The 13,724-nt window shown below is 61.3% G+C and carries 11 protein-coding genes; 6 read left to right on the top strand and 5 right to left on the bottom strand.

Features of this window, described 5'->3' with window-relative positions; translation table 11 throughout:
• The first annotated feature begins 217 nt into the window (after positions 1-217).
• On the top strand, positions 218-1,501 hold the full coding sequence (gene hisD / locus V3W39_RS14390; RefSeq protein ID WP_259200428.1) for a histidinol dehydrogenase: 1,284 nt from the start codon (positions 218-220) through the stop codon (positions 1,499-1,501).
• 176 nt (positions 1,502-1,677) lie between these two features.
• Here the strand turns inward: hisD and V3W39_RS14385 are convergent, their stop codons facing one another.
• The 4 genes from V3W39_RS14385 to V3W39_RS14370 form a co-directional block, all read right to left on the bottom strand.
• Complete coding sequence (locus V3W39_RS14385) at positions 1,678-2,745, bottom strand: ABC transporter ATP-binding protein (RefSeq protein WP_330212836.1); 1,068 nt, start codon at positions 2,743-2,745, stop codon at positions 1,678-1,680.
• Positions 2,746-2,750: 5 nt separating this feature from the next.
• The gene (locus V3W39_RS14380; RefSeq protein ID WP_177134478.1) at positions 2,751-3,542 is read right to left on the bottom strand and encodes an ABC transporter permease; all 792 of its coding nucleotides are present in this window, start codon (positions 3,540-3,542) and stop codon (positions 2,751-2,753) included.
• A gap of 28 nt (positions 3,543-3,570) precedes the next feature.
• On the bottom strand, positions 3,571-4,506 hold the full coding sequence (locus V3W39_RS14375) for an ABC transporter permease (protein WP_330212835.1): 936 nt from the start codon (positions 4,504-4,506) through the stop codon (positions 3,571-3,573).
• A gap of 108 nt (positions 4,507-4,614) precedes the next feature.
• Positions 4,615-5,775, bottom strand: coding sequence for an ABC transporter substrate-binding protein (locus tag V3W39_RS14370; RefSeq protein ID WP_330212834.1), 1,161 nt, complete (start codon positions 5,773-5,775; stop codon positions 4,615-4,617).
• A 919-nt stretch (positions 5,776-6,694) separates the two neighbouring features.
• Here V3W39_RS14370 and V3W39_RS14365 point away from each other — a divergent pair.
• Complete coding sequence (locus V3W39_RS14365; RefSeq protein WP_330212833.1) at positions 6,695-7,786, top strand: thiamine pyrophosphate-dependent enzyme; 1,092 nt, start codon at positions 6,695-6,697, stop codon at positions 7,784-7,786.
• Here the strand turns inward: V3W39_RS14365 and V3W39_RS14360 are convergent.
• Complete coding sequence (locus V3W39_RS14360) at positions 7,777-8,643, bottom strand: helix-turn-helix transcriptional regulator (RefSeq protein ID WP_032899479.1); 867 nt, start codon at positions 8,641-8,643, stop codon at positions 7,777-7,779. The two genes, V3W39_RS14365 and V3W39_RS14360, sit on opposite strands and share 10 nt — an antisense overlap.
• Before the next feature lie 486 nt (positions 8,644-9,129).
• On the opposite strand from V3W39_RS14360, the gene V3W39_RS14355 reads away from it, so the two are divergent.
• From V3W39_RS14355 to V3W39_RS14340, 4 genes are read left to right on the top strand one after another with little or no spacing between them, the layout of a single operon-like run.
• The gene (locus V3W39_RS14355) at positions 9,130-10,161 is read left to right on the top strand and encodes a glycoside hydrolase family 3 N-terminal domain-containing protein (RefSeq protein WP_330212832.1); all 1,032 of its coding nucleotides are present in this window, start codon (positions 9,130-9,132) and stop codon (positions 10,159-10,161) included.
• Positions 10,148-11,188 carry a glycoside hydrolase family 3 N-terminal domain-containing protein gene (locus V3W39_RS14350; protein WP_330212831.1) on the top strand — a complete coding sequence of 347 codons (1,041 nt, stop codon included), beginning with the start codon at positions 10,148-10,150 and terminating at the stop codon, positions 11,186-11,188. Before V3W39_RS14355 ends, V3W39_RS14350 begins: the two co-directional genes overlap by 14 nt.
• Positions 11,172-12,056: a sugar phosphate isomerase/epimerase family protein gene (locus tag V3W39_RS14345; RefSeq protein ID WP_330212830.1), complete on the top strand. Its 885-nt coding sequence runs from the start codon at positions 11,172-11,174 to the stop codon at positions 12,054-12,056. The genes V3W39_RS14350 and V3W39_RS14345 overlap by 17 nt, the downstream gene beginning before the upstream one ends.
• 46 nt (positions 12,057-12,102) lie before the next feature.
• On the top strand, positions 12,103-13,689 hold the full coding sequence (locus tag V3W39_RS14340; RefSeq protein WP_330212829.1) for a GMC family oxidoreductase: 1,587 nt from the start codon (positions 12,103-12,105) through the stop codon (positions 13,687-13,689).
• Positions 13,690-13,724 lie beyond the last annotated feature (35 nt).

Raw genomic sequence — 13,724 nt, 5'->3', positions numbered from 1 at the left:
CGAATCCCTAAGTCAATGGGGCTTACACATTTTTCATCGCCGGTTATACGAATAACGTCAGCTGCTCGGCGGAGTGCTTCAACACTGCGTCGGTGCTGCGTCAGGTTGCGTCACCAATAGGGAGGCTGCGAAATTGTCCGGGGCAGGGGGGTAGGAAAAGATGGTTGCCAACGTCGGGGGCATGTCGCGTGCCCTCAAGAACCACCTGGAGCCACTGATGATTCGTTACCTGAAAAAACCTAAACCGGTCGAAGCCCAAGCCGAGATTGCTGCCCAAGTGCGCGATACCGTCGAGCGCATCATCGCCAACGTCGCCCGTAACGGCGACGCGGCCGTGCGTGAATACTCCAATCAGTTCGATCAGTGGTCGCCGGTGTCTTTCCGCCTGACCGACGAAGAAATTGCCGCCTGCGTGGCGAGCCTGTCCGAGCAGGAAATCGGCGACATCACCTTTGCCCAGGCCCAGGTGCGGCGCTTTGCCGAGGTACAAAAAGCCTCGATGCACGACGTGGAAGTCGAGACCTTGCCGGGTGTGATCCTCGGACACCGCAATATCCCGGTGAACTCGGTGGCTTGCTACATTCCTGGCGGCAAGTACCCGTTGCTGGCGTCGGCGCACATGAGCGTGCTGACAGCCAAGGTGGCCGGGGTGAAACGTGTGGTCGCGGCCGCACCGCCGTTCGATGGCAAGCCCCATCCGGCCATCGTGACCGCGATGTACCTGGCGGGCGCCGATGAGATCTATTGCGTCGGCGGGGTACAGGCCATTGCCGCGTTTGCGTTGGGCACCGACACCTTCAAACCGGTGGACATGATCGTCGGCCCGGGCAACGCCTATGTGGCCGAGGCCAAGCGCCAACTGTTCGGCAAGATCGGCATCGACCTGATTGCCGGGCCGACCGAAACCCTGGTGATTGCAGACGACAGCAGCGATGTGGAAATCATCGCCGCCGACTTGCTGGGCCAGGCGGAGCACGGGGTCAATTCCCCTGCAGTATTCCTGACCAACAGCGCCGAACTGGCGGAAACCCTGCCGGTGGAAATCGAACGCCAGCTGGCGATCCTGTCCACCGCGCCGGTGGCTTCGGTGGCCTGGCGGGACTATGGCGAAATCATCCTGTGCGACACCGTTGACGAACTGGTGCAGGAAGCCGATCGCATCGCCTCCGAACACGTGCAGGTGATGACCCGCGACCCGCTGTACTTCCTGGAACACATGACCAACTACGGCGCGTTGTTCCTCGGCGAGCGCACCAACGTTTCCTATGGCGACAAGGTCATCGGCACCAACCACACGCTGCCCACCACCGGCACTGCGCGTTACACCGGCGGCCTGTGGGTCGGCAAGTTCATCAAGACTTGCACCTACCAGCGGGTACTGACGGATGAAGCGTCGGTGCTGGTGGGCGAATATTGCTCGCGTTTGTGCGGCATGGAAGGGTTTGCGGGGCACAAGGAACAGGCGGATATCCGGATCCGTCGCTACAAGAAGCACGATTGAGTCGTGTTGGAACGATCAGGGCTCCCCAATCGGGGAGCTTTTTTTTGTCTGCGATGGGGGCCGAAAAATCTGATCAGCCTTTATGGTTTTCTCTCAGGCAAAAAAACGCCGGACCAGGCTCCCGTGAAAGAGCGGCTGATCCGGCGTAAAAATGAACCTCGGATGCTTCAATACCTTCAGGCAGGAATCACCACAAAGCTTTCCGGCTTGCAGGTCAGTGCCACGTTCGTGCCTGGTGGCAGGGCGTGGCTGCCGGGTGTGGGCAGTTGCTGGCACTTGAGGTCGAGGGTACCGCCGGCCACTTCCACGCGGTAGATCACCCGGTTGCCGATAAACGACGTGTCCTTGACCTTGCCGGCAAACGCGCCGTCGACCAACGGGGCGCCCAGGGCCGGCTCGAGGCCGATGGTTTCGGGGCGGATCGACACATTCACCGGCCCTGCACCCAGGTCGTTCTTTGCCGTGTGGGCATAGCGCCCAAAGGGCAGGTCGACCACGCCACCCGACCCATACGTACCGTTGACGATATTGGTGTCGCCGAAGAACCTGGCGGCAAACAGCGTGCGCGGCGACCAATACATCTCCTGTGGCCCACCGATCTGCTCGATGCCGCCCTTGTTCAGCAGCACCACGCGGTCCGACAGGATCATCGCTTCATCCTGGTCGTGGGTCACATACACAAAGGTCGTGGAAGTCTCTTCGTGGATACGCTTGATCTCGTTGAGCATGTGGTGGCGAATCTTCAGGTCCAGGGCCGCCAGCGGTTCGTCCAGCAGCAATACCGCAGGGCGATTCACCAGCGCACGGGCCAGGGCCACGCGTTGCGCCTGCCCGCCGCTGAGTTCGGAGATCCAGCGGCTCTTGAAGCTTTCCAGTTGCACCAGCTCCAGGGCCTTGTTCACTTCACGCTTGATCTCATCCTTGGGCTTCTTCTTCAGGCGCAGCCCGAAGGCCACGTTGTCGAACACGTCCAGGTGCGGGAACAGCGCGTACTTCTGGAACACCATGTTCACCGGGCGGTGTTCCGGCGCCAGGGCCGTGGAGTCCTTGCCGTCGATCACCACCTTGCCGGTGGTGGGCTCTTCGAAGCCGGCAATGATCCGCATCAGGGTGGTCTTGCCGCAGCCGCTGGGGCCGAGCAGGGTCAGGATCTCGTTGCGTTTTACCGTAAGGTCGACTTTGCCCAGGGCGGTGAGGTTGCCGTAGCTCTTGGAAATTCCGGTCAGTTCAATACTGTTGGTCATGGTGATTACTCTGCAGTTTCAGCACGTTCAAGTTCGAGGCGGCGACGACGCAAGGTCATGACCAGGCCGGCGATGGCGATGATGGCGATGGTCACCACCAGCATGAATACCGAGGCGGCATTGATGGTGGGGCTGACGGCGCGGCGCATCATTGAAAGAATCATGAGGGGCAGCGTGGTGTCGCTGCCGGTGACGAACACGGTGATCAGGAACTCATCCATCGACAGTGCTACCGCGAGGATCGCGGCACCGGCGATGGTCGGGCCGATGATGGGCAGCGTCACCAGCCAGAACGCCTTGAGGGGCGAGGCGCCGAGGTCACGCGCCGCCTCTTCGAACGACAGGTCGAAATACTCCAGCCGCGAGCGCACCGACTCCACGAAAAACGGAAAGGTGAACAGCGTATGGCCGATGATCACCGTCAGCAGCGAGCGCGGCAGGCCGATCAGCGAGAAGAAAATCACCAGCGCGATCCCCAGGAACAGCCCGGGCAAGGCGATGGGGGCGAAGTTCATGAACGCGAACACCGCCTTCACCCGGCCTTTCATGCGCATCAGCGCCAGGGCCGAGAATGTGCCCAGCAGCGTGGTGAGCACGGCCGAGCCGGCGGCGACGATCGCGCTGTTGGTCAGGGCCGTCATGAAGTCCGAACTGCTGAACAGCGCCTCGTACCAGCGCGTGGAAAAACCCTCGAACGGGAACGACAGCGAGGCGGACGAGTGGAAGCTGAACAGCGCGATAATCGCGATGGGTGCGTAGAGGAACAGCATGTAGACGTAAGTGAATAACCGGATCATGGCGAGTTACCTTTTTTGTGGGCGGCAGTCAGTCGTGGTAACGCTTGCCGGGTGCCAGGTTCGCTGCGCGCAACACCCCCAGCAGCAACGCGTACACCAGCATGAACACGACCAACAGCAGATAGGCCATCGCTGCCCCCAGTGGCCAGTTACCCACCGAGCGGAACTGGTTGGCGATCACCAGCCCGGTGGTCATCGCGTCCCGGCCACCCAGCAGTTGCGGGGTCACGTAGTCGCTGGCGGCCAGCACGAAGGTGAACATGAATGAACTGACGATGCTCTTGTGGGCCATCGGCATGATCACCCGCCACAAAATGGTGGCGCCGCCGGCGCCCAGGTCGGCGGCGGCTTCCAGGTAGTCCTTCTTGATGTCCCGCAGGCCCGACACCAGCAGCAACAGGGTGAAGGGCAGCATGATGTGCACCAGGGTCAGCACCACCGCGAACTTGCTGAACACCAGCCATTCCAGCGGCTGGTCGATCAGGCCGAAGTGCAGCAGGGTCGAGTTGATCACGCCGTTGGTGCCCAGGATCGAGCGCCACGCGTAGACCCGGACCAGGTAGCTGGAAAACCACGACACCAGCGCCAGGTACAGCACGGCGTTGGAGCGTGTGCGGTACACGATGTAATAGGCCACAGGCGCACTGATCACGGTGGAGAGCAGGGCGGTCCAGAAGCCATTTTGCAGGGCGATCCACAGCGAGTCATAAAACCCGCTGGCGCCCAGGGCCTTGGCGTAGTTGGCCAGGGTGGCGGCGGGTTCCATGCTGAAGGTCTTGGCGGTCCAGAAGCTGGCGATCAGCAGCAGTGCCGACGGAACCAGGAAGAACACCACCAGAAACAGCAACGGCGGCGACGCCAGCCAATACCCGCTGAGGGTTTTCTTGTCGATCTTCACGTGTTTGCCGACCCTTGAATCCCGGTCGTCCAGGGGCATGGACTCGGTGTTGTTGACTACGGTCATGATGAGGTGCCTTTACGGTTTTTCTTCGATAGTCAGGGCGCTTTGAACGGTGGGGTGGGCGTTTGCGAACCCAGCCCCACGGTTGCCTGCACCGGGGTACCAAGTGCTCTAGAACGAGCCTTTGAAGTTCGCCCACTGATCGATCCATTCCGCATAGGTCACATACTTTTCCGAGCTCAGGGGCGGCTGGCCGTAGAGTTTGGATTTCTCGAAGAAGCTGTCCAGGTTCCCGTAGTCGAAGGTGTTTCTCAGGTCCTCTGGCAGCAGGGGTATTGCCTTGGGATTGACCACGCCGGAGAACATTGTGGTCGCCATCCTGGCCTGGGTTTCGGCCTCAAGGGTCTTGTTAATGAATTCCAGGGCCAGGGGGATATCCTTGGCGGTTTTCGGGATGAACAGTGCATCGCACCAGACGGCCGCGCCTTCGACGGGCACCGACAGTGCGGTGGTCACGCCGCGCTTGGTGGTTTCGCTTGGCGTGTTGGCCGAGGCCGAGAACACTGCGTCCACCTCACCGGACACCAGCAGCGATACCGCGTCTCCTGAAGAGGCGGCAAACACTCGGCACTGGTCACGGTACGGCTTGAGCTTTTCGAAGGCGTCGTTGAATTCGGCGTGGGTCAGGTTGGGGTACTTGTCGCCGTAGCCGGCAATGGTTGCGATCAGTGACCAGTTGGAGGTGCCGTCATCGACGAACGTCAGCCGACCCTTGAGTTTCGGGTCCAGCAGGTCGGTGTATTGGGTCGGCTTTTTGACGCTCTTGGGGTTGTAGACAATCGTGTTCATGCCCCACAGCAACGGGATGCCCCATTGCTTGCCGTCCCAATACCAGCGGCTGCCCTTGTAGAACAACGGCAGGGTATTGTCGGCGGAATAGTTGGGGATCTTCGAGGTGTCGATAGCCTTGAGCAGGCCCATTTCCTGATAGATCTTTTCGTAGCCCAGGGCGTACATGGTCAGGTCGAGCTGCACCGGATCGGTGCCCGCCAGCCGCGCGGTGATGTCGTCCTGGTTGCTGGCATAGCTGGAGCGTACGGTGACGCCACGCTGCTTGCGCCATTCGGCGAGTTCCGCGTCGCCGGTTTCACCTTCCCAGCCGAGGATTTCCAGATGCCCGGTGGTGGCGGCAAATGCGCTGGGCACGAATGAGCCGAGGTACAAGCCTGCAGCAGAGGCGGCAGCGCCCAGCAGGAACGAACGCCGTTTCAGGCTGAGGGAGTTGAAATCAATGCCGGTCAAACCATAACCCGTCTCTATTTCTTTTTTCATTTCGAGTTCCTGCCTGGGGTGGTGGGTGCAAACGTTGAGCGACTTGCAAGGCATGGGCCCGGCGGGGTTGCCGGGTGCGTCCTTTTGTGTGCAGTCAGTTGGATCGGCAGTGTTATGGCCAGCATTGGTTCCATGCTGCTGGGGAGGGTGGTAAGGCCTCCACTGGTCCGATTGACTCTTCCTTGGCTGGGCGACGCACACTTTTTTCAGGGCAGCGGGTTGCAGGCCTGAAGCGGTGCGCCCAGCGCTTGATAGGCTCGGCTTGTTGTTTTCATGGGTTGAGTATTGAGCTGGGAGGCGGAGGGCTCAATTTCGCAGGGGGGTTAAAAGCGACGCACTCTGACGCATTGGAGTGACCTAAGCGGCGCACGTGGGGCTTGGTTTTTTTGGGTACATATCCGTTATTTAGGTAACGGCGGCTTAGGGTTCCGCTCTTGCAGCGGGTCACTTTTGGCAAACCCGCTTGCGGCCATCGTGGTTAACGGGGCCCGCAGATCAAGACCAAAAGCCAGAGCACAGTGGCCTACCGGCCGGCTCGAGTGGTAGAAGCAAAAGCAAGGACCCACGCGGACCAAATGTGGGAGCGGGCTTGCTCGCGAAGGACTCACAGGCGCCGTGCTCTTCCAGAAGCCCCCGTCATCGTTAACGACCTTCGCGAGCAAGCCCGCTCCCACATTTGGACCGTGCGCGCTTTGGCTTTGGTATTGATTTTGTTCTACACCACTCAAGCCGGCCGGCAGGCCGCTGTATTCTTGATAACGGATATACACGCCAAACCCAACAACACCCCACAGCCCCCCGCATCTGCGTCAATCTGCGTCTCTTTTACCCAAGGTGCGAAATTGAGCCCACCCCGCATCAGGCGAATACTCCAAGCCTGATCCCCGGCCCAGACGCCGCGCACTCGCTGGAGTATCAAGTGAAACTCACAGGTGGCCAAATTATCGCCAAGGCACTCAAGGCCAACAGCGTCGACTACGTAGTCGGCCTCCCGGGCGACGGTGCCCGATCCCTGGTCGAAGCCCTGCTGACGCCCGGCACCGACATCCCGTTCATCCACGTCATCCAGGCCCACAGCGCCGTACACCTGGCCGACGGTTATTTCCGCGCGTGCGGGCGCCCCATGGCTGTTGTACTCACGGGCCCCCTGGGCGTCCCGTCAGCCCTGGGAGCCCTCGCCACCGCGCACCAGGACTCCTGCGCCCTGCTGGTCATCAGCAACACCCAGGCCGATACGATAACGGCCGACGTCATGAAAGATCATTCGACGGTTGAGACGATCCAACAGCTCCCCAAAGCCCTGCGCCAAGCCTTCGACACCATGCTGAGCGCCCACCCCGGCCCGGTCAGCCTGTTCATCGACGATACCCTGCAAAGCGCCTCCACCCACGCCAGCCTGCCACCCGCCACCCTGCGCGCAGAACCCCAACCCACCCCGCGAAAAATCACCGTGCTGCGCGAAGGCCGCACCTCACGCTCCGTGCTGGAAAACGATGCGATCCTCGTCCTCGGCGCCGGCCCCATCCAGCCCATGGCCCGCGAAATGTTCCCGGTGCATTACCCCGGCAAGCACCTCTGCGCCGGCAATCCCGCCACCCTCGGCTGGGCTGTCCCGGCGGCGATCGGCGCCAAGCTCGCCATGCCCGCACGACAAGTAGTCTGCGCCGTGGGTAATCGGGATTTCCTGCAGTCGATGCAAGAGATGGCCGTGTGCGTGATGCACAGCATTCCGGTGGTGTTCCTGGTCTTCAACAGCAGTGTTGACGAAGCCGTGACTGACGTACAGACCTCACCCCTTGAGCAACATCGGGCCGGTGAGTTCAACCTGCCCGATGGCAAGCCCTACGCCCCCGACTTTGCCGGTATCGCTCGCAATTTTGGTCTTGAGGCCTGGCGCGTCGAGCACGCATCACAACTCAACGCAGCCCTGGTCAAAGCCCTGAACAGCAAGGGCCCGTCGCTGGTGGAAATGATGACCGCGCGCCAGCCCCGGCAAGTCCCTCAGTCCTGACCGCCCCACACAATGGTGGCGTTGTCGCCGGTCATGTATTCACGTACGTCCAGCGGGATCGACTGATCGCTGGGCAGCAGCACCGTTGCGTTGCGCAAGTGGTGCTTGCGGATCTTGCCCTTGTCCACCAGCCCCAGCGCCATGCGGGTGGAGAAGGGCTGACGGAACGACGAAGATGCCACCCCCGTCACCAACCCATAGAGAAAACGGATCGGCCGACGGTGCTGCGGTGTCAGGATCGAGAACGTCATCTCGTTACGCTGCTTGCCTTCGAAATCCACCATGAACAGGCGATCGCCCAGCAACAAACAGAACCCGTGGTAGGTAAATGAATAACCGATCTTGCCGCTGCCATCGCGCAACGGGAAACGTTCCACGGTGACGTACTGCACCATCGAATCGGCGCGGTACAGGCAGGTGACCGAACGCAGGATGCGCCCCTTGTAGATCGATGAATTGTGGTAGCGGTAATACACCCCCAGATAGTCTTCGAGCACGTCCGCCGATTGCTTGGCCAGCGGCAGGAAATGATTGAACTGCTCCGACGCACGTAAGCCCGTTGGCAGCTCGTTTTCATAACCTTCATAGAACTTCTTGAACTCGGCGGGCGGGCGGAAAAGGTCTTCCGCTTCCATCATGAAATAGCGGCCGATCTTTTGCAGAATCTTCTGCGACGGAACGTGCTGGCCCACCAGGTACTTGTTGAACTGCTGGCGATTCACATCAACTTTGCGGCACATGTCGGCCACCGACCGGCAGGACTCCACCAGGGTGCTCAGGTTCTTCTGCACATTGGCCTGCAAGTCACTGCGCGCCTGCTGTCGCTCGGGGTGTGAGGTGGCGGCGGCCAATGACAGGGGTGATGACTCTGGGCGACTGGGCATTGTTATCTCGATGTACTTGGCTGGGTTAAGGCGCCCGTTATTAAAGTTATAGCGCGGTTATCGAATAACCTTTTGCATAACCTTAATAACCGTTTAAGCATTTGAAACTTTCGGTAATTACCAAAGCATCTTTCATGCCGTTTGTTTAAGTTACAACATGAAGTTTTAGAATAACTGAATGCGTCAGATTGTAAGCGCTTTTGCTGAGGGTTCAGTGCCGGCGGGTTGTGGTTTTCAGCGTTCGATCCGCAGCATGGGCTGCCCGCCCAGTAACACATTCAGCAGCGGCGGGTAACACCGTGTGCTGCGTGGGAGTGCTTCAGTCCGCGTCAGGTATCGCCAAGGGTGCGAAATGGTGGAAACAACTATCGCCCTTGATACTTCCCCAGTGCTTGGTGTCGATGAGCGCATCCACCGACTTGAGCGCTCCGCTCACCCTAACGCTGTTGAGGAAAAGCAATGTCAAGCGAACTGCATAACGCCGCGTATTCGGTACTGCTTCCTGCATTCGGGGATCTGCACCTGGACGACGCTGTGCGCCGTTACCTGAGCCGTGGTGGTGTGTCCCTGTTGCTCGGAGAAACCCGGGATGAATACGTGGGCCGAGGCATGAGCCCGGCCCGCCAGGCAGCCGAGTCCAAGGCTGATTTTGTCAATGTCGTCAAGGAAGCCACGGCGCTGGCGGGCACTGCGGTGCTGATCGCGGTGGACCAGGAGCTCGGCGGGATCGAACGCCTGCACCAACTCGTCCCGGCGGTCGCCTCCCGTGCGCAACTCCGGGACCTCAGTGCCCAGGACATCGAACAACGTTGCTTCGAGATGGCCACCGTAGCCCGTGAGATGGGGGTGAATCTGTTCCTGGCGCCGATCGTGGATGTGGTCACCGGTGCCAATCCGTGGTTGCACAACCGGCACCTGGGTGCTGACCCGGTGGAAGTCAGCCGGGTGTCCTGCGCGTTTATCCGCGGAGTGCAGCGTGCCGGCGTGATCGCCACTGCCAAGCACTTCCCTGGGCATTACGTCACCGAACACGATCCGGCCATTGCCGAAGCCACCGTACCGGGCCCGCTGGAATTGCTGCATGACAATCTTGAAGTGTTCAAGCAGGTCATCGCCACCGGCGTAAAAGCCGTCATGCCAGGCCCGGCAGTGTTCCCCTCGATCGATGCCAATCAATCGGCCTCCACCTCGTCGAACGTCATCGGGTTGTTGCGTGACACCCTCGGTTTCGAAGGCCTGATCATTTCCGATGACCTGGACGCCGTGTCGATTCTGCGGGGCAACACCGTCCCCGACACTGCCGTCGCGTCGCTGGTGGCCGGTGCGCACCTGTTGCTGGTGTCCAGCGAGTCGGGCCTGGACAGCATTGCAGACGCGATTGTCGCCGCTGTTCACGAAGGCACGCTGAATCGCCAGGTGCTGTTGGGTGCCGCCGCCAAGGTCCGCCAGTTGGCCAGCGCAACCCAAGGGGCCAACCATGAGCGCGAATGACAGCAAGGCCTACGGCGTGCTGTTTCCGGTGTTGCTGGAGGTGCAAATGACGGACGACGTGCGCCGGTTTCTCGGGAATGGCGGGCGCAGTCTGTTGTTTGGCGAGACGGGCGAGGAGTACGTCAGCGGCAAAATGAGCGCCAGCCGCCTGCACACCGAAACCCTGGACACCTGGCAACGCTTTACCGGCACGGCCACCGCCCTCGGCGGGCCGCTGCTGCTGGCGGCCGATGCGGACATCTCTGCCGTGCACCGTTTGCAAGGCCTGACGCCGGCACTGCCTGAACCCGACGTGGCCCGGGCGATGGACTGTGCGGCGCTGGAACACGCCTGCTTCAAGGTCGCCACCGCCGTGCGGCAGACCGGGGTCAACCTGTTGCTGTCGCCGACCGCCGATGTGGTCGGTGGGCCCAATGTGTGGTTGGCGGGGCGTACCCTCTCGGACGACGTGCAGCAGACGGCGGCGATGGTCGGTGCGTATGTGCGTGGCGTGCGGCGGGCCGGGATGGCCAGCACCCTGAAGCACTTTCCCGGGCACCCGGTGCTGTTCCAGCAGCCATCGACTGAAACGGCGGTGGTCAGCGAGTCCATGCAGCAACTGCGTGCCTATTGGCCGGGGTTCCAGGCCGGGATCGATGCCGGGGCGGATGCGGTGATGATGGGCCCGGCGATCTTTGCCGCGTGCACACCGCCCACGGCCGCATCGGTGTCGCCGGAGCTCATTGGCGTGTTGCGCCAGGAGTTGGGCTTCAACGGGCTGGTGATGACCATCGACCTGGATCACCGTTCCACCCTCGGGCAGTTGTCCCTCGGCGAGGTCGCGGTGGCTGCGTTGAACGCCGGGGCCGACCTGTTACTGATTTCCGCCAGGGCCATGCCGCAGGTGCCGCAGATCGTCCGGGCGATTGTCGCCGCCGTCGCCCAGGGCATCTTGCCCCAGGCGCGGCTGGATGCGGCGGCGCTGGCGGTGGGTGCGTTGGCTGATCGTTATTCAACCGTAGGAGCGTCATATGGAACCTCAAACTAACGTCCTCGCTCTGCATTCCACGGTGGCCAAACACTCGACCCTGGCGATGGATATCGACATCGCCCAGGCCCTGGATTTTGACGCGCTGGAGATCAACAGTGGCAAGCTGGAAGCCTATCTGCAGGCCGGCTATTCGGAATCGGAACTTCAAGCACTGCTCAAGGATGTGCCGGTCACCGGCATTGGCTACCTGCGGGATATCGAGCGCCAGGGCGCCGAGCGCGAGGACCTGTTCAACGAGGCCCGACGGCTGTTTGAGCTGGCGAACCTGGTGGGTGCCAACGGCGTGCAAGTCCTCACCGGCCCGATCAATGTGCAGGCGGTGATTGATTTTCAGGCCACCGGCAACAGCACGCATTACTCGGGTTTGCTGGGGCGCGATTCAGCCGAACAGTACGCCTTGACAGCCAGCAACCTCGCGGCGCTGGCTGACCTGGCGGGTGAACACGACTTGCTGCTGTACCTCGAAGCGCTGTCCTGGACGCCACTCAACACCCTCGACCATCAGCTGCAATTGATCGAGCGCACCGGGCGCCGCAACGTGAAGCTGGTGATCGACTATTGGCATTGCTTCACCAGCGGCGTGGCGCCAGCCGATGTGGCCAGGCTCGACAAGGACGTCATCTACGGCGTGCATGTCTGTGACTCACTGGCCTTTGCAGGCGGCATTCCGAATGAAGAAGTACTGCGGGATGTCCCCACCGGCAGTGGCGTGCTCGACCTGGCTGAATGGACCGCCGCCGTAAAGGCCACCGGTTACACCGGGTGGTGGAGCTGCGAGTTGTTCTGCAAAAAACAGCAACAGCAAAACAGCTACGTCGTCGCCCAACAATTGAAGGCGCTGTTGAGCGGCCTGGTCGGTCGATAACGCGCGTTTCAACACTGGCTGAATACTAAAAAGATCTGAGGTTGTCATGGTGGATTTCATCGTAATCGGGGGCGGTTCAACCGGCTGCACGGTCGCATCGCGCCTGAGCGAGGACAAAGGCGCGTCGGTGGTGCTGTTCGAGGAAGGGCCGCGTGATCGCAGCCCTTACATCCATATTCCCGGTGCCTATTACAAGACTGCCCAGGGGCCGCTGCTCAAGCGCTATGCCTGGGAGCCGACCGAGGACCAACACCGAAGCGAAACGCCGACCATGGTCCAGGCCAGCGTGCTCGGCGGTGGCAGCTCGGTGAATGCGATGATTTACATCCGTGGCGTGCCCGCCGACTACGACGGCTGGGCCGAGCAGGGCGCGGCCGGCTGGTCGTACAAGGACGTGTTGCCGTACTTCAAAAAGGCCGAGGACAACGAGCGGTTTTGCAACGAGGTGCATGGCGTCGGCGGGCCGTTGGGGGTGTCGGACCCGATTAACATTCACCCCTTGACCAAAGTCTGGCTGCGGGCCTGTCAGCAGTACGGATTGCCCTACAACGAAGACTTCAACTCGGGCCAGCCCGAAGGCTGCGGGCTGTACCAGATCACCGCCAAAAATGGTTTTCGCAGCAGTGCCGCCGTGGCTTACCTGGTGCCGGCCAAGTCGCGCAAGAACCTGACGGTGAAGACCGGTTGCCGGGTGCTGCGCATCTTGATGCAGGGCAACAAGGCCGTCGGCGTCGAATACCTGGAGAAGGGCGTGCGCCAGGTGATGCACGCCGACAAGGAAATCGTGCTGTCCTGCGGCGCCATCAACTCACCACGGTTGCTGATGTTGTCCGGTATCGGGCCCGCCGCGCAGTTGCAACAGCACGGCATTCAAGTCGTCCAGGATTTGCCCGGCGTAGGGCAGAACCTGCAGGACCACATCGAAATATCACTGGTGTATGAACTGACCGGCCCCCACAGCTATGACAAGTACAAAAAGCCGTGGTGGAAGCTCATGGCGGGGTTGCAGTACGCGCTGTTCCGCCAAGGCCCGGCGGCCTCCAACCTGATTGAAGGCGGGGCGTTCTGGTGGGGCGACAAGACGGCGGCGCACCCGGATATCCAGTATTTCATGGTGGTGGGCGCGGGCATCGAGGAGGGCGTGGACTCGGTGCCCGGCGGCAATGGCTGCACCTTGAACCTGGGGCAGATACGGCCAAAGTCCAGGGGGTATGTGGCGCTGTATTCCGCCGACCTGATGTCGCCGCCACGCATTGTGCCCAACTACTTTTCCGATCCGTACGACATCGAAAGCCTGGTGGACGGTTGCCTGGTGGGCGAACAGATCATGGCCCAGGCGGCCTTCAAACCCTATGTGGCACGGCGGCATGTGCCGGATGTCAGTGTCCGTTCACGGGAAGCGATGAAGCAGTTCTGTCACCAGCAAGCACATGCTGCGCTGCACCCTTCCGGCACCTGCCGCATGGGCGTGGATGAGTTGGCGGTGGTCGGGCCGGACCTCAAGGTGCACGGCATCGAAGGGCTGCGGGTGGCCGACGCGTCGATCATGCCGACCCTGATTTCAGGCAATCCCAACTCGGTGTGCATCATGATCGGCGAAAAAGTCGCCGACATGATCAGGGCCGCCCGATAGGGTGGCCCGGGCGGTAATACCTGCCTCTTTTTGGG

This window comes from Pseudomonas sp. Z18(2022) (assembly GCF_036346535.1).
Lineage (GTDB): Bacteria > Pseudomonadota > Gammaproteobacteria > Pseudomonadales > Pseudomonadaceae > Aquipseudomonas > Aquipseudomonas yamanorum_A.
Note: the sequence above shows the minus strand (reverse complement) of the source record. Positions and strands in the feature narration are given on the sequence as shown.

Coding starts and splice junctions, on each gene's coding strand:
- hisD (WP_259200428.1), top strand. CDS start 218: ATGATTCGTTACCTGAAAAAACCTAAACCGGTCGAAGCCCAAGCCGAG.
- V3W39_RS14385 (WP_330212836.1), bottom strand. CDS start 2,745: ATGACCAACAGTATTGAACTGACCGGAATTTCCAAGAGCTACGGCAAC.
- V3W39_RS14380 (WP_177134478.1), bottom strand. CDS start 3,542: ATGATCCGGTTATTCACTTACGTCTACATGCTGTTCCTCTACGCACCC.
- V3W39_RS14375 (WP_330212835.1), bottom strand. CDS start 4,506: ATGACCGTAGTCAACAACACCGAGTCCATGCCCCTGGACGACCGGGAT.
- V3W39_RS14370 (WP_330212834.1), bottom strand. CDS start 5,775: ATGAAAAAAGAAATAGAGACGGGTTATGGTTTGACCGGCATTGATTTC.
- V3W39_RS14355 (WP_330212832.1), top strand. CDS start 9,130: ATGTCAAGCGAACTGCATAACGCCGCGTATTCGGTACTGCTTCCTGCA.
- V3W39_RS14350 (WP_330212831.1), top strand. CDS start 10,148: ATGAGCGCGAATGACAGCAAGGCCTACGGCGTGCTGTTTCCGGTGTTG.
- V3W39_RS14345 (WP_330212830.1), top strand. CDS start 11,172: ATGGAACCTCAAACTAACGTCCTCGCTCTGCATTCCACGGTGGCCAAA.
- V3W39_RS14340 (WP_330212829.1), top strand. CDS start 12,103: ATGGTGGATTTCATCGTAATCGGGGGCGGTTCAACCGGCTGCACGGTC.